17 protein-coding genes are annotated in these 16258 nt (G+C 42.7%); 14 read left to right on the top strand and 3 right to left on the bottom strand.

Annotated elements, in window-relative coordinates; translation table 11 throughout:
* Positions 1-43 precede the first annotated feature (43 nt).
* Positions 44-844 (top strand): phosphotransferase family protein, encoded by an 801-nt coding sequence (locus NSQ52_RS14070; RefSeq protein WP_025207816.1) that lies wholly within the window; start codon positions 44-46, stop codon positions 842-844.
* On the opposite strand, the gene NSQ52_RS14065 is transcribed toward NSQ52_RS14070, so the two are convergent.
* Positions 841-1116 carry a YtzH-like family protein gene (locus NSQ52_RS14065; protein WP_024719286.1) on the bottom strand — a complete coding sequence of 92 codons (276 nt, stop codon included), beginning with the start codon at positions 1114-1116 and terminating at the stop codon, positions 841-843. The genes NSQ52_RS14070 and NSQ52_RS14065 overlap by 4 nt on opposite strands.
* Positions 1117-1305: 189 nt before the next feature.
* On the opposite strand from NSQ52_RS14065, the gene trmB reads away from it, so the two are divergent.
* The 3 genes from trmB to NSQ52_RS14050 all read left to right on the top strand — a co-directional run bounded on the left by trmB (position 1306) and on the right by NSQ52_RS14050 (position 4682).
* On the top strand, positions 1306-1947 hold the full coding sequence (gene trmB, locus NSQ52_RS14060; RefSeq protein ID WP_039168409.1) for a tRNA (guanosine(46)-N7)-methyltransferase TrmB: 642 nt from the start codon (positions 1306-1308) through the stop codon (positions 1945-1947).
* A gap of 115 nt (positions 1948-2062) precedes the next feature.
* Positions 2063-2911 carry an MBL fold metallo-hydrolase gene (locus NSQ52_RS14055; protein ID WP_335350669.1) on the top strand — a complete coding sequence of 283 codons (849 nt, stop codon included), beginning with the start codon at positions 2063-2065 and terminating at the stop codon, positions 2909-2911.
* A 73-nt stretch (positions 2912-2984) separates the two neighbouring features.
* Positions 2985-4682 (top strand): NAD-dependent malic enzyme, encoded by a 1698-nt coding sequence (locus NSQ52_RS14050; protein WP_342473480.1) that lies wholly within the window; start codon positions 2985-2987, stop codon positions 4680-4682.
* 40 nt (positions 4683-4722) lie between these two features.
* Here NSQ52_RS14050 and NSQ52_RS14045 read toward each other — a convergent pair whose 3' ends face one another.
* Positions 4723-5037: a PepSY domain-containing protein gene (locus tag NSQ52_RS14045; RefSeq protein WP_003217759.1), complete on the bottom strand. Its 315-nt coding sequence runs from the start codon at positions 5035-5037 to the stop codon at positions 4723-4725.
* Positions 5038-5236: 199 nt separating this feature from the next.
* Here NSQ52_RS14045 and NSQ52_RS14040 point away from each other — a divergent pair, with 199 nt between their 5' ends.
* Complete coding sequence (locus NSQ52_RS14040) at positions 5237-6310, top strand: M42 family metallopeptidase (RefSeq protein ID WP_342473479.1); 1074 nt, start codon at positions 5237-5239, stop codon at positions 6308-6310.
* Between the two features lie 207 nt (positions 6311-6517).
* Here NSQ52_RS14040 and NSQ52_RS14035 read toward each other — a convergent pair whose 3' ends face one another.
* Positions 6518-6964 (bottom strand): YtoQ family protein, encoded by a 447-nt coding sequence (locus NSQ52_RS14035; protein ID WP_007501817.1) that lies wholly within the window; start codon positions 6962-6964, stop codon positions 6518-6520.
* A 200-nt stretch (positions 6965-7164) separates the two neighbouring features.
* On the opposite strand from NSQ52_RS14035, the gene NSQ52_RS14030 reads away from it, so the two are divergent.
* The 9 genes from NSQ52_RS14030 (at position 7165) to ytxJ (ending at position 15998) form a co-directional block, all read left to right on the top strand.
* A complete protein-coding gene (locus tag NSQ52_RS14030; protein WP_019743715.1) occupies positions 7165-8193 on the top strand; it encodes a PTS sugar transporter subunit IIC in 1029 nt (342 codons plus the stop codon).
* Positions 8180-8500 carry a thioredoxin family protein gene (locus NSQ52_RS14025; protein ID WP_003217665.1) on the top strand — a complete coding sequence of 107 codons (321 nt, stop codon included), beginning with the start codon at positions 8180-8182 and terminating at the stop codon, positions 8498-8500. The genes NSQ52_RS14030 and NSQ52_RS14025 overlap by 14 nt, the downstream gene beginning before the upstream one ends.
* Before the next feature lie 18 nt (positions 8501-8518).
* Complete coding sequence (locus NSQ52_RS14020) at positions 8519-9331, top strand: DUF1444 domain-containing protein (protein WP_268360681.1); 813 nt, start codon at positions 8519-8521, stop codon at positions 9329-9331.
* A gap of 16 nt (positions 9332-9347) precedes the next feature.
* Positions 9348-9953 (top strand): YtpR family tRNA-binding protein, encoded by a 606-nt coding sequence (gene ytpR / locus NSQ52_RS14015; RefSeq protein ID WP_007501813.1) that lies wholly within the window; start codon positions 9348-9350, stop codon positions 9951-9953.
* 196 nt (positions 9954-10149) lie between these two features.
* Complete coding sequence (locus tag NSQ52_RS14010) at positions 10150-12903, top strand: DNA translocase FtsK (RefSeq protein WP_326377491.1); 2754 nt, start codon at positions 10150-10152, stop codon at positions 12901-12903.
* Positions 12904-13205: 302 nt separating this feature from the next.
* Entirely contained in the window at positions 13206-14504 is a 1299-nt protein-coding gene (gene murC / locus NSQ52_RS14005; protein ID WP_008343047.1) for a UDP-N-acetylmuramate--L-alanine ligase, read from the top strand.
* Between the two features lie 223 nt (positions 14505-14727).
* Positions 14728-15144, top strand: coding sequence for a DUF948 domain-containing protein (locus NSQ52_RS14000; RefSeq protein WP_017367864.1), 417 nt, complete (start codon positions 14728-14730; stop codon positions 15142-15144).
* 29 nt (positions 15145-15173) lie between these two features.
* Positions 15174-15644 (top strand): YtxH domain-containing protein, encoded by a 471-nt coding sequence (locus tag NSQ52_RS13995; protein WP_007501807.1) that lies wholly within the window; start codon positions 15174-15176, stop codon positions 15642-15644.
* A 30-nt stretch (positions 15645-15674) separates the two neighbouring features.
* The gene (gene ytxJ, locus NSQ52_RS13990) at positions 15675-15998 is read left to right on the top strand and encodes a bacillithiol system redox-active protein YtxJ (protein ID WP_007501805.1); all 324 of its coding nucleotides are present in this window, start codon (positions 15675-15677) and stop codon (positions 15996-15998) included.
* The last annotated feature ends 260 nt before the right edge of the window (positions 15999-16258 follow it).

Genomic DNA, 16258 nt, shown 5'->3' with positions numbered 1-16258 from the left:
CATGATTTAAAATATTTTAAGAAATGATGGGTTGAAAATTGATATGAACTGGTTGGGACAAATATTAGGTAGCGAATGGCACATCTCTCCTGCTGGAGGCGCTACGGGAGATGCGTACTTCGCAACACACAATGACCAAAAGCTATTTTTAAAACGCAATACGTCACCGTTTCTTGCGGTTTTGTCAGCTGAAGGCATTGTGCCGAAGCTTGTCTGGACAAAACGGATGGAAAATGGGGATGTCATTACTGCGCAGCACTGGCTGAGCGGCAGAGAGCTGAAGCCAAAGGACATGAATGACCGTCCTGTAGCGGAGCAGCTAAGAAAAATTCATACATCAAAAGAGCTGCTCGATATGCTGAAACGATTAGAAAAGCACTCGCTTGACCCGGCATCGATCTTGATGCATCTCAAGGCATCGATCTTAAAAGAGCAGATTGACTCACATGATATCACGCGCGCCATCCAGTATTTAGAGAAACATGTGGAGGCAGTTCATTTCGAGGATAAGGTCGTATGCCATTGTGACCTCAACCATAATAATTGGCTGCTGACAGATGAAAACCAGCTCTATTTAATTGATTGGGACGGGGCAATGATTGCGGATCCAGCGATTGATCTTGGACCGCTCTTATACCATTATGTTGAAGAAGAGAACTGGGAAAGCTGGCTCTCTATGTATGGTGCTCCGCTGACCGACAACTTGCGAAAACGCATGGCATGGTATGTGCTGGCTGAAACCGTCTCGTTTGTCGTTTGGCATAAAAGAAAAGGAAATGAAAAGGCGCAAAAAGAAGTGCAAGCCGAGCTACATGCACTCTTAAAACGGTTAAACATCCATTAAGACAGTGGAATGTTCTCGACCCAGTCAGATAGATGCGATTGATGCGCTTCGATATGTGCATCAATTGAACTGACAGAGGTACCTTTTTGGCTGTAATCATAAATATCTGTTAGTAGCTGACGAACGTCAGCATCCAAATCTTCTTTTGCCAGCATTAATTGAATCACGCGTCCCACCTGTTCATATTCTGCAACAGTCCCGCAGCAATCCAGCTGGTGATCAGTTAAAATATCTTTGATTAATTGAAGCTGATGTTGGCGGTTTAATCCCATACGTATGCTCCTTTCAGGGCGTGTCATTTATGTGGTTAAACTGTGCATTCAGCTTTGATTTTATACATGAAGCAGACCAGCCCAATTAGCAGCTGGTCTTTTTCATATGTGCGGATAAGATGCTGTCTTGCGGCTCTTTATGTTTCATGGTATCTTGATAAAATGTAAAGAAAATAGAGGTGTATCAAATTGAGAATGCGACATAAACCATGGGCGGATGATTACTTAGCTGAAAATGCTCATATTGCTTTAGCCAACCCTGAACAATACAAAGGGAAATGGCATGAGCTGTTTGGAAATGATCATCCAATCCATATCGAAGTCGGTACAGGAAAAGGGAGCTTTATTGCCGGAATGGGTAAGCTTCATCCTGAGTTGAACTATATCGGCATTGAATTATTTAAAAGTGTCATTGTGACGGCAGTCGATAAAATCAAAGAAACAGATGTAGAAAACGTAAAGCTTCTAAACATCAACGCAGAGACACTGACAGATGTCTTTGCGGAAAATGAGATTGACCGGGTGTATTTGAACTTCTCTGATCCGTGGCCAAAATCAAGGCATGAAAAACGTAGGTTGACGTTTAAAGCCTTTTTAAAGCGATATGAACAGATCCTCCGTCCAGGCGGTGAATTACATTTCAAAACCGATAACCGCGGACTATTTGAATATTCCTTGAAAAGTTTTTCGTCTTACGGACTCCTTTTAACATATGTGAGCCTTGATTTACATGAGGATGGTCTCGAAGGAAATGTCATGACAGAATATGAAGAGAAATTCTCTTCCATGGGACAACCGATCTATCGATCAGAAGTAAAATTCCCTGAATAACAAGCGAACAAAGCTGGCTGCAACGAACGATTGCGGTCAGCTTTTTTGATGAAAAGATTAGTACATGCGATTTTTCTTTGTATTTGCTACGATAGAAAAAGGAGGGATGACAGCAATGGAGACAATGAAAATAGGTGAAATGGAACTGTTCTGGTTAAATGGGGGAGATACACACATGGATGGCGGTGCCATGTTTGGCGTGGTGCCAAAGCCATTATGGTCAAAAAAATACCCTGTGAATGATCGAAATCAAATTGAATTACGGTGTGATCCAATGCTCATACGGTGGAACGGTCTTCATCTGTTAGTAGATTCCGGCATCGGGTCAGGGAAGCTGACAGAGAAACAAAAACGCAATTATGGTGTCACAGAGGAAACGAAAATAGAAGAATCACTTGCGGCTCTCGGTTTGCGCCCATCTGATATAGATTTCGTCTTAATGACTCATTTGCATTTTGATCATGCAAGCGGGCTGACAAAACGTGAAGGCGATGAGCTCGTGTCTGTTTTTCAGCAGGCAAAAATCATCACGTCCAAAATTGAATGGGACGAAATGAGAGCGCCGAACATCCGCTCAAGAAATACATATTGGAAAGAAAACTGGGAGCCTGTTGCCGATCAAGTCATGACATTTGAAGATAGCATCGAAGTAACAGAAGGCATTCGCCTGCATCATACAGGTGGACATAGCAATGGGCATAGCATCTTAACGCTCACAAGTCAGGGAGAAACAGCTATTCATTTAGCGGATATCATGCCGACACACGCTCATAAAAACCCGCTTTGGGTCTTGGCATACGATGATTATCCAATGACCTCGATCCCGGCGAAGCAAAAATGGCAGGCATTTGCCGAAGAAAACAATGCATGGTACTTGTTTTATCATGATGCCATCTACCGTGCTGTAAAGTGGAATGAAGACGGGGCAATGACCCATGAGGTCAAAAGAGAAACCGGAAGATAAAAGATCATCTGTATGTTTTTGCGCCTTTCACACAAAATAACGACAAAATGAACTTGTGAAAGGAAGAGTGCAGGTGAATCAATTTTATCGTGTACATGGTGATGTCATCGAGACACCGTTAAGAGGGATGGAAGTCATGTCTGTCCCTTATTTAAACAAAGGGGTCGCATTTACAAAGGAAGAGCGGGAAGAGCTTGGGTTAAAGGGATTTCTGCCGCCGAAGGTGTTAACACTAGAAGATCAAGCAAAGCGTGCATATGAACAGTTCAAAGCACAGCCAGACGCACTTGGGAAAAATGTCTATTTAACTGCGCTTCATGACAGAAATGAAGTGCTCTTTTATAAATTATTAAATGAGCATTTGGCAGAAATGCTGCCGATTGTTTACACACCGACCGTAGGAACAGCGATTCAGCGTTACAGCCACGAGTATAGAAAGCCAAGAGGAATTTATTTATCCATTGATGACCTAGAAGGAATGGAAGAAATTTTTGCATCTTACGGAGTGGATGAATCAATTGATCTCATTGTCGCAACAGATGCAGAAGGAATTTTAGGCATCGGTGACTGGGGTGTTGGTGGAATCGCGATTTCAGTCGGAAAACTGGCTGTTTATACAGCCGCAGCAGGTATTGATCCTAGCCGTGTACTGGCAGTGGTGCTTGATGCTGGAACCAACCAAGAAAGCCTTTTAAATGATCCGCTTTATGTGGGAAATCAGCACTCCCGCGTTCGAGGAGAGCGCTATGATCAATTTATTGATCAATATGTTGAGCTTGCCCGTGCGACTTTTCCAAATGCACTTCTTCACTGGGAAGACTTCGGTACAAAAAATGCGCGCGCCATTTTGGAAAAATATAAGGACCGTATTTGTACATTTAATGATGATATTCAAGGAACTGGAGCCGTTTCACTTGCTGCCGTTCTGGCTTGTGCAAAAGCATCGAAGGTTCCGCTGAAAGATCACCGAATCGTGATCTTTGGAGCAGGTACAGCAGGGATTGGTATAGCCGAGCAAATTCGTGATGCCATCGTGAGAGATGGTGTCAAAGAAGAGGAATCATATGATCATTTCTGGTGTATTGATAAAACGGGATTGCTCACAGATGATTCACCCGACATTCAGCCATTCCAAAAGCCGTATGCAAGACGTTCTGATGAAGTGAAGGATTATGCACGTAATGGTCCAAAGCATTCAATTGATTTGTTAGAGGTCGTGAAGCAGGCGAAACCTACGATCTTAATTGGTACCTCAACTGTAGGTGGGGCATTTACAGAGGAAATAGTGAAAGAAATGGCGTCACATGTAGAGCGGCCAGCGATTTTACCGATGTCAAACCCGACACCTCTTTCAGAGGCAAAGCCGGAAGATCTCATTGAGTGGACAAAAGGACGTGCGCTTGTCACAACGGGAAGCCCGTTTGATCCAGTTGAATATGGCGGTGTGACATATGAAATTGGGCAGGCAAATAATGCTCTTGTGTTTCCAGGGCTTGGTCTTGGAACGATTGTGTGTAAAGCCCGTCTCATGACAGACAGCATGTTTGTTGCGAGTGCTGAAGCGATTGCGAGCATGGTCAATGTCGGAAAACCGGGTGCTGCGATGCTTCCAAGTGTTGATCAGCTCAGAACGGTTTCAGCGACAGTGGCTGTCCGTGTGGCACAAGCAGCGATTGACGAAGGAATTGCGGAAGAAACCCCTGATGACCTCATTCAGGCTGTGCAAGACGCCATGTGGCACCCTGTATACAAAAAAATCAAAGCCATCTAAAAAAAGCTTCGCAAGGACTTGTCTTTGCGAAGCTTTCTTATTAAGCAACAGAATCAATGACATCAACGATCATGCCTGTTTTTGCATCAATCATGACTTCATACTGTTCCAGCTCGCCAAAGGCGGAGCGTGTAATGCCAGATTTGTACACATCAATCGTTTCACCATTTACGGTATACGGTTCTGGTACAGTATAAATCCAAGAGCCATCAATCGGGCCGCGCTGTTTAAAAGCGGATTTCACAATTTTTAACGCTTTTTCAGACGAGATATACGTCGGGAAAAAGACTTTCTTTGCAACAATTGCAGCGGCTACGCCAATACTCGCACCAATCAGAACATGTTTTAACTTCAACGTGCTGCACCTCCGTATTGCTGTTTTTTCCATTATACAAAACTTGTCCAGCGATGTTAAGAAATCCGAATACTTGAAAGCATATTCAAAATTTCTGGAGAGATACTTGGAAAACCGAAAGAATTCTTATAGTATAAAGTGAGTGTTATTTTTATAGGAATTTATATGGTCATTACATAGAAATGAGGGTAACTGTCAAATGAACGAAGAAACAATGTCGCTTTTCCGAAATTTAACAGAACTACAAGGGACTTCAGGTAATGAGCACCATGTGCGTGCTTTTATGAAAAAGGAACTTGAGAAATATTCCGATGAACTCATACAGGATCGTCTTGGTGGAGTGTTTGGTGTCCGCAAAGGCCCAGAGAACGCGCCGAAGATTATGGTGGCTGGTCATATGGATGAAGTCGGTTTTATGGTGTCATCCATTACGAAAAACGGAATGATTCGTTTTCAAACACTTGGTGCCTGGTGGAGTCAAGTGATGCTTGCGCAGCGTGTGGATGTTCATACGGATCACGGGCCAATTCCGGGCGTTATATCGAGCACACCTCCTCACCTTCTGACACCAGAACAAAAAAGCAAATCAGTAAAACCGTCAGATATGCTTATTGATATTGGTGCAGACAGTGAAGAAGAAGCGAAAGAGCTTGGCGTTCGCCCAGGGCAGCAAATCGTTCCTGCAACGGTCTTTACCCCAATGGCCAATCCGAAAAAGATTTTAGCCAAAGCTTGGGATAACCGCTATGGATGCGGACTTGCCATTGAATTATTAAAAGAATTAAAAGACGAAACCCTTTCATGTCAATTGTATTCAGGCGCCACCGTACAAGAGGAAGTAGGGCTCAGAGGGGCTGAGGTAGCTGCGAATATGATTCAGCCTGATCTGTTCTTTGCTCTAGATGCGAGTCCCGCAAATGATGTGACGGGAGACAAATCACAATTTGGCCAGCTTGGAAAAGGTGCACTTCTTCGTATTTATGATCGCACGATGATTACGCATCGAGGCATGAGAGAATTTGTTCTCGATACAGCCGAAACAAACAATATTCCATATCAATATTTCGTATCGCCAGGCGGTACGGATGCTGGACGTGTCCATATCTCAAATCAAGGTGTACCGTCTGCTGTTATTGGTGTATGTGCGCGTTACATTCATACAAGTCACTCTGTCTTGCATGTGGATGATTATGCAGCGGCAAAAGAATTAATTGTTCGTCTTGTGAAAAATTGTGATCAAAGCACGGTGGATTCGATTTATCAACAAGTGTAAACGATAAGAAAAAGGCTGCCTCTTTTAAGAGCACAGCCTTCAGCGTGTAGACAAACCCTCGCATTCTTTGTCAGTCCTGCGTGCCGGTGCTCACGAATGTCAAATTCGCTCCGCGCCGGTACTCGACCTTCCTAGGGCTGCAAAGGTTTTCTATCACGCTGAAAATAAGAAAAAGGGCTAAAATCAAGTTCATTTTAGCCCTTTTTCTTATTCTTGTTCAAACACGTATGACAACGCCTTAATTGCTTGATTCACTGTTTCGACAGTGATATTTGCTTTGTTTGATAGTTCCTTTAGGGGATGATGTAATTCTTTAGGACGAATCAAAATAAGGGGTTTTCCTTTGGCAATGGCAGAAGAAGCATCCATTGCCGTGTTCCACTGTTTATATTTCTCACCAAAGCGGGCGATGACGACGTCTGCCTTATTTAATAATAGTTCGGTGCGGAAATTGTTCAAATCAGAAGCCGCATCGTCTTTCAAGATGGCATTTGGCTGCCCGCCTAAAATATCTTCTCCGATGTTATCTGATCGGTCATGATTCTCCATTGGACCAACAAACGTCACTGGTAGTTTCAAAGACTGGCTTTTTTCCTTAATTTCATCGCGCCACTGGCTATGAATTTCTCCAGCTAAATAAACCGTTAATTGCATAACAATCTCCTCCTTGTGCACAAACTTAGTAAAGGTTTGCCCTGTTTCTTTTCATGTTACACAAGAAGTGCTTGATAAAGCAAAAAAAATATGATTATGATATTCATGGTAGAGACTATTTTTCATCGTAAGAAGACTACATATAATGGGAAGGACAGGCCTCCTCGTCTTTCCTATGAGAAAGCAGGAAGACGACGTTGATGACTTATTTAAAAAGAAAGGGTATTTCCCTTTCGCCAAAGGTCTATTTTATTGATGCACTCTCTTATATGGCTTTAGGTCTATTTGCTACATTAGTGGTAGGGCTGATTTTAAAAACAGCAGGCGGCCTGTTATCATTTCCTCTCATCGTGGAAATGGGAACGCTCGCAATGGGGCTGATGGGACCAGCAATTGGCGTAGCGGTTGCTTATCGCTTAAACGCTTCTCCTTTAATTATTTTCGCAAGTGTTGTTTCAGGTGCCGCCGGAGCAGAGCTTGGGGGACCTGCTGGAAGCTTCGTGGCTGCTCTTATTGGTGTGGAATTAGGCAAACTCATCAGTGGTGAGACAAGAATTGATATTATTTTAACGCCGCTTGTGACCATTATCACAGGTTTTCTCACCGCTGCTTTCATCGGCCCTGGGATTCAGGCGGTGATGACAGGGCTCGGCAGGCTGATCGTATGGGGGACTGACCAAAGTCCACTCATCATGGGCATGCTGGTTGCAACCATTGTTGGACTTGCTCTTAGCTCACCGATTTCAAGTGCTGCGCTTGCGCTGATGCTTGATTTAAGCGGTCTTGCTGCTGGTGCGGCGACGATTGGCTGCTGCGCGCAGATGGTCGGCTTTGCTGCTGCAGGATTTAGGGAAAATCGTTTTGGCGGTCTTGCTGCGGTAGGCATTGGAACATCAAAACTACAGCTGCCGAACATTGTGAAAAATCCGCTCATTCTCATTCCGCCGACGATTGCAGGACTGATTCTTGCGCCAATTGGTATCATTGGCTTTGGGATGGTCAATAATGCGGCAGGAGCGGGTATGGGAACGAGCGGACTTGTCGGCCAGCTCATGACACTCACAGTCATGGGATTTCATCCTTCCGTTTTCCTTGCAATTGCTCTCTTGCATATCGTTGGCCCGGCAGTGATTAGTTTGGTAGTATCAGAATGGATGAGAAAGAAAGGCTATATACAATTCGGAGATTTAAGTATACAAACTGGAGGAATCAAACATGAAAAAAATTGAATCAAACGAAGAATTACAAAAAGTGATTCAAGAAGACTTAACCGTATTACTATTTTCAGCTGACTGGTGCCCGGACTGCACATTTATTGAGCCGTTTTTGCCAGAGCTTGAAGCAAACTATCCAGAATTTGAATACTTCTATGTGGATAGAGATCAGTTCATCGACACTTGTGCAGAGTGGGAAATTTACGGAATTCCAAGCTTTTTAGTCTTTAAAAACGGACAAGAGATCAACCGTTTTGTCAGCAAAGATCGTAAGACAAAGGAAGAGATTGAAGCATTTTTAACAGATTCTCTTTCTAAATAACGAAAGGAGAGTCTTATCATGGCGAAAATGACATCAAGACAGCTTGCCAATCAATTGAAAAGCCGTCTGACGAGCGACAGCTGGACCCACCAGTTTGACAGGGAAAAAGATACGCTTCGTGTGGAAGATAAACATACAGGAAAGGGCATCACGCTTGAGCTCCCGCCGATTATTGCAAAGTGGGAAGTAAAGCCTGATGAAACACTGGATGAGATCGTTTATTATGTGAAAGAGGCGCTCAGCGCAATGAAAGGTGAAGCGCAGCACATCTCAGGCAAAGAAAAGCACATTTATCCGGTCATTCGTTCAACGTCCTTTCCAGAAACATCAAGTGATGAGATTCCGCTCGTTTTTGATGAGCATACAGCAGAGACAAGAATCTACTATGCACTTGACCTTGGAAGCACCTACAGATTAATTGACGAGAAGATGCTGCAAAAGGAAAACTGGACAAAAGAACGAATCAGAGAAACCGCAAGTTTTAACGTCCGTTCACTAAAGACTGTGGTGAAAATGGATGAAGTGGCGGGCAACCGTTTTTATTTCTTCCGTGCAAACGACGGGTACGATGCAAGCAGAATTTTAAATGAATCGATTTTACAAGAATATGCGCAAAAAGTAGAGGGGCAAATGGCCATTTCCGTTCCCCATCAAGATGTGTTCATCATTGCAGATGTACGCAATGAATCAGGCTATGATATTTTAGGGCAAATGTCGATGAGCTTCTTCGCCAGCGGCACGGTTCCGATTACGGCCTTGTCATTTTTATATGACGAAGGCAAGCTTGAACCGATCTTTATTCTTGCAAAAAGCAGACCAAAACAGCAGTAGAAGGGAATTTTGAAGAATGAACGTTTTTTATAATGCAGAAGGTGTCGGCGACACACTCCTTATTTCATTGAAAGATGTAACAAGAGAAGAAGTAGGTCATGAAACGTTTGGAGATGTCGTAAGAATCTTCAATCAAGACACAAAAGAAACAACAGGTTTTAATATTTTCAATGCATCTACTTACATGAAAATTGAAGAAAACGGATCTGTACCGCTTTCTGAAACGCTTGTTCAAGATATCAATGAAATTTTAAACCGCAACGGTGTCAGTGAAACATTAACAGTTGATCTATCACCTAAGTTTGTGGTCGGTTATGTGAAGGAAAAAGAAAAACATCCGAATGCAGATAAACTGAACATTTGCCAAGTAGATGTTGGCGATGAAACCTTACAAATCGTGTGCGGTGCACCAAACGTTGATCAAGGTCAATATGTTGTGGTTGCAAAGGTCGGTGCTGTGATGCCGAGCGGTTTGGTGATCAAAGATGCTGAACTAAGAGGTGTTCCTTCAAGCGGAATGATTTGTTCTGCAAAAGAATTAGATCTTCCGAATGCGCCTGCTGAAAAAGGAATCCTTGTTCTAGAAGGAAGCCGCCAAGCTGGCGAACCATTTGAAGCGTAACCTCCCATAAACGGGTACAAATGAGCGAAGAATGTGTTATACCAAAAGTCACTAAGTACGTACTTAGTGACTTTTTTTCATCTACAGACAGCATGAACAGCAAAGCGTAGCACTTTTCTCGCTTTTCTGCATGAAAAAGCAATGGTATACTAAAAATCGCCCAAGAAAACGTAAGGGGAGTTAAAGTGAGTGATAAATGATGAGTTGGTTAGATAAATTTTTTAGTGTATTTTTAGGAGAAGAAAAAAAAGAAGAAAAAGCTGAGAGGCCTGAAACAGGTCCGATTGCACCAAAGCAGCCAGCTGTTGAACAGCATAAAGAATATAAAAAAGTTGAAGATACGAAAGTGTATTATGAATATCCAAAAGGCAATTTCCGCTTTCCTCTCGTTCCAGATGAACCTGCACGTGAGGCAGCAAAGCAACAAGAAAGAAGGCGCACGCGGCCAAGTCAGCCAAAGGCAAAGCAGACGACCTATCAGCCAAAACAAACAGTGCAGCCTGATCTCAATAAAAAGCCTTTTAAACCAGAGCAAATTCCTTCACCCATCTATGGCTACCACCAGGATATGCGTCCTAAACATGCAGCAGCCAAAGAAGACACATCTTCTGTCAAAATGAAATCGTCAGAAGAAACGTCACAGCGTGTCACACTGTTATCAGAAGAAGCAGAGCGTGAACGGAATGTAAGACAGCAAATGAACATCCCGTCTATACGAAAAGAACAACGTATGGAAGACATGATGTCAGCCCAAACAGAAGAACAAGCAGAGAAGCAACCTGTCACGACGCCGCTTACTTTGCAAGAGGAACTCGCTTATCAAGATCACGTTCAATCAACGATGGAACGTTTATATGACGAGCCTTTCAGTGAGACAGAGGATCAAGATCAAGCTTTGTCACAGACCAAAGACGATCGAGAAGCATCCTTACATATGGAGCAAGCTGAAGCATCTAACGAGCCTCTAGAGATGGAGCAAGAACAGGCAGTCACCGTTGAACAAGAAGAGCCGATGATTCCGCTTGAAGATGATACTGAGAAAAAAGAGAGCTTTACATTTGAAACAGCTTTAAGCGCATCACCAGCACTCGACATGGAGATAGAAAGCCCAGTAGAAGAAACTGCGATGCTGGAAGAGAATGAAGTAGAGGCTGCGGAGGAAATAACAGAGGCTACATGGATAGAAGAAAGTCAAGCAGACGTGTCAGTGGCAGCATTTGAACAAGAAGAACCGGTGATCATACAAGATTCGCAAGATGATGATTCTCTGCCGGAAGAAAAATTAACAGATGATGAAGTCATGCCAGTTGAAGAAGCATCAGATGAATTTGCTGACTCTGGACAAGCAGAGATCGCCGGGGATATGGCAGAAGAGCTTGAGGGAACACCTGAAGAAACGCCTGAAATAAAACGTGAAGAACCAAAACCGTCTTCTCCACAGCCAAAGCGCTCAAGCGGTCAAACCTCCACCGTTCCTTTTAACGTCATGATGTTAAAAAGTGATCAGCGCGTGCAAGGACAGAAGAAAACGGCAGATGCACAAGGATATGTATTTCCGAGTTTAGCCCTTCTAGACGTTCCGCCAGCACAAAAAGAAGAGGACGGAACATGGGTGAAAGAACGGGCAGAACTGCTCAATGCCACACTGAAAAATTTCAATGTCAGAGCAAGTGTTGTTCATGTGACGCAAGGTCCTTCTGTTACAAGATTTGAAGTGCATCCTGAACCAGGCGTGAAAGTGAACAAAATTACAAACCTGTCAGATGATATCAAACTCAGTTTGTCTGCAAAAGATATTCGAATCGAAGCGCCGATTCCTGGGAAGAACACGATTGGAATCGAAGTGCCGAACCTTCACAGTAAAATGGTTTTCTTAAGAGAAATGATCAGAAGTAGTGCCTTCAGAGACAATCCATCTCCATTAACGGCGGCGCTCGGATTGGATATTTCCGGTCAGCCCGTTGTGGTTGATTTGCAAAAAATGCCGCACGGCTTAATTGCCGGAGCAACAGGTTCAGGAAAAAGTGTCTGTATTAATACCATTCTCGTAAGCCTGATGTTTAAAGCTTCACCTGATGAAGTGAAAATGCTGTTAATCGACCCTAAAATGGTCGAACTGGCGCCGTATAATCACATTCCGCATCTTGTGAGCCCAGTTATTACTGATGCCAAGACAGCAACAGCTGCTTTGAAATGGGTAGTAGATGAAATGGAAAGACGCTATGAACTGTTTGCACACTCTGGTGTGAGAGAAATCAAACGATTTAACGAACTGGTGAAAGAAAAACAAATGGGTGAAAAACTACCATATCTCGTCGTTGTCATTGATGAGTTGGCTGATTTAATGATGGTCGCACCAAATGAAGTCGAAGAAAGCATTTGCCGAATTGCCCAAAAAGCTAGAGCATGCGGGATTCACTTACTCATTGCGACGCAAAGACCTTCTGTTGATGTCATTACAGGCCTCATTAAAGCAAACATCCCAACAAGAATTGCTTTCTCTGTTTCAAGCCAAGTGGATTCAAGAACCATTATTGATATGGCAGGTGCTGAAAAGCTTCTCGGAAAAGGAGACATGCTGTTCTTAGAAAATGGCTCTGGCAAACCGACAAGGCTGCAAGGGAACTTTGTATCAGATCGAGAGATTGATGAAGTGGTAGCGCATGTGAGAAAACAGCGCAAGCCTGTGTTCCTATTTGAACAGGAAGAATTGATGCTCCAAGGCTCTGCCATTACAGACGAAGATGAATTGTTTATGGACGCATGCCGATTCGCCATCGAGCAAAATAGTGCAAGTACATCCAGTTTGCAAAGAAGATTTAGAATTGGCTACAATCGAGCAGCGAGATTGATTGATATGATGGAACGTGAAGGAATGATCTCTGGTGCAAAAGGCAGTAAGCCAAGAGAGGTCCTCATGACACTGAGTGATTTAGAACAATTGATCTAAACAAACCACTTCATTTTTTTGATAAACATGGTATGATAGCACATAGGTGCAATTTTTGAATTGGACGCTTTTCGCATGCCTGTCTGAACGCTTTTTAACGAAAATGAGCGAAAGCAGGTGTTAGAAATGGGAAAGTTGTCGGATACTAATCATAGTTAATATTGATTAGAATAGGAAGATCGGAAAAAAATCTTTATTTGGAGCTGCGATTTGTGATCAGCTAGAGACAAAAATCACAAGTTGCAAATTGAAATGAGCGTCATATACTGTAAGTCAGATAGACGTTTGTTGGAGGTACAATTATGACTGTTTATCATTTTGTTGGAATAAAAGGGACAGGTATGAGTCCACTGGCCCAAATTCTTCATGATACTGGGTATACTGTCCAAGGATCGGATATCGAAAAACATATCTTTACACAAAAAGCATTAGAAGAACGAAATATTAAAATTCTTCCATTTGACCCAGATAATATTCAGCCAGGGATGACGGTGATTGCAGGAAATGCATTCCCAGATACACACCCTGAGATTGAGCGTGCTCTTTCTGAAGGGATTCCTGTCATTCGTTATCATAAATTTCTTGGAGAATACATGGATTCATTCACAAACGTTGCAATTACTGGTGCTCATGGTAAAACATCGACAACAGGTCTGCTTGCACATGTGATGCAAGCGGCAAAACCAACTTCCTACTTAATCGGTGATGGATCTGGAATGGGGAAAGAAAACAGCGAGTATTTTGTATTTGAAGCGTGCGAATACCGCAGACATTTCCTCAGCTACCATCCAGACTATGCGATCATGACCAATATTGATTTTGATCACCCTGATTATTTCACGGATATTGATGACGTGTTTGATGCGTTTCAAAACATGGCACTTCAAGTGAAAAAAGCCATCATCGCTTGCGGTGATGATGAGCATCTGCTCAAGATCCAAGCAAAAGTACCTGTTGTGTACTACGGATTCAATGAAGAAAATGATTTCCAAGCACGAAATGTTGTGAAAAACACAGAAGGCACCACATTTGATGTATTTGTACGTAATACGTTTTATGATACCTTCTACATTCCTGCTTACGGAAACCACAATGTCCTTAACTCATTAGCGGTCATTGCATTATGCCACTATGAAGCCATTGATGTAGAGCTCATCAAAGGTGCTTTAACGACATTTGGCGGTGTGAAACGACGCTTTAATGAAAAAGTAGTCGGTGAACAAGTCTTAATTGACGACTATGCGCACCATCCGACTGAAATTGAAGTCACGATCGAAGCAGCTCGCCAAAAGTATCCAGACCGTGATATTGTGGCAGTCTTCCAGCCGCACACTTTCACTCGTACACAGCAATTTTTAAGTGAATTTGCGGACAGTCTGAAAAAAGCAGACTATGTATACCTCTGTGATATTTTCGGCTCAGCTCGTGAAAACATTGGGAAACTAAGCATTGAAGATTTGCGGGAAAAAATTCCGCAAGCCCAATTGATTGAAGAAGAAGAAACATCTGTGCTGAAAGCACATGAAAATGCGATCTTGGTCTTTATGGGAGCAGGAGATATTCAAAAGTATCTTCGTGCTTATGAGAAAGTCGCAGTATAATTGTCTGTCAAAAAGTGCCGATTCAATCGGCGCTTTTTTATTTTGAATAAAATGTGACAAAGGGGCTAAATGTGACAAGATGTGCCGCTTTTTTTCGTTCGCTGTGGACAGGAATTGGCGAATAAGTGTAGAATTATTATTCAATCGGTCATTCTAGGCGATGTTTGAATGATACAACGAGAGGGTATTGAATTGAATATGCCCGCAGCAAAGGAGGTATCAGATGATTATTATTCTCTATTTAAGCGTTGCACTCATCGCAATCGCTTTCCTCATTCTTGTCATCTACTTGTCCAAAACATTGAAATCCTTACAGCTGACATTAAAGAATGTCGCATCAACTTTAGAAGGTCTTGAAGGACAGATGCAAGGCATCACCACAGAGACAGCACAGTTGCTACATAAGACCAATCAGCTTGCTGAAGATATTCAAGACAAATCGGCAAAACTTAACACAGTTGTGGATGCGGTGCAGGGAATTGGTGGCTCGATCAACCAATTTAATACAAGCATAAAGCAGGCAGCTGGTGCGGTTTCTTCATCCGTTGAACGAAATCAAGAGAAAGTCACGGATGTGGTAAGCTGGAGTAACGCAGCACTTGAAATCTATAAAAAATGGAAACAGCGTAAACAACAATAAACAACCATTTTCGCATAGGAGGAATAATCATGAGCAAAGACGGAATCAATAGCAAAGACTTTTTGATCGGAACACTTATCGGTGGCATTATCGGTGCAACAACGGCATTATTTTTAGCACCAAAGTCAGGGAAAGAGCTTCGCGATGATTTGAACACCCAAGCGAATGCCCTAAAAGAAAAAACAGATCGTCTCACAACAGATGCAAAGGAAAAAGGCACTGAATATGTGACGATTGCGAAAGACAAAACATCTGAATTGTCTCAGCTCGTAGCAGAGCAGTCAAACCAGATTTTAGACAAAGTAAAAGACATAAAAGATCGTACAGCTGGAAAAGCTAAACAAGTAAAAAGCGAAGCAGAAGATGCTGCAGCAAATATTGCAAATGAAGCTTCAGATGTAGCAGATGAAGCAAAAGTAAGAGCACAAGAAGCAAAAGCAGACATTGAAGACGGCATCAAAGATGTCAAAGAAAAAGTAGAACAATCTACGAAAGGCTAACTCGCTGCTTAAGTTAGGAAGGAGCACATCATGTCTAAACAACTCATAGAAACAGAAGAACAGTTTGATCAACTAACGAATCAAGACGGAACCTTTGTCTTTTTTAAGCACAGTTTGACATGTCCAATCAGCCAAGCTGCTTTTCAAGAGTTTGAAGCGTTTGCGTCAGAACATGAGGATGTTCCTGCTTATTTCTTGCAAATTCAAAACACAAGAGAACTTTCATCCTATGTGACTGAAAAGTCAGGGATCAAGCACGAAAGCCCGCAGGCACTCATCTTTAGCGGTGGCAAAGTAAAGTGGCATGCTTCTCACTCAAGCATTACAAAAGAAGCGCTTGAACATAACATGTAGAAAAACGTCAGCGATTGCTGACGTTCAAGATTGTGGACAAAGGGCTAAAATGAATTTTATTTTAGCCCTTTGTCTTCTTTTCGGCGTGATAGAAAACCTTTGCAGTCTAGGAAGGACGAGCACTGGCACGGAGCGAATTTGTCATTCGTGAGTACCAGCGCGCAGGACTGACAAAGAATGCGAGGGTTTGTCTACCCGCTGAAACGTCAGCGATTGCTGACGTTTTTTTTATAAAAAAGGTTTACTTGCATCAAAAGTAT

The sequence above is a fragment of the Bacillus sp. FSL W8-1141 genome (assembly GCF_038593205.1).
Classification (GTDB): Bacteria; Bacillota; Bacilli; order Bacillales; family Bacillaceae; genus Bacillus; species Bacillus altitudinis.
Note: the sequence above shows the minus strand (reverse complement) of the source record. Positions and strands in the feature narration are given on the sequence as shown.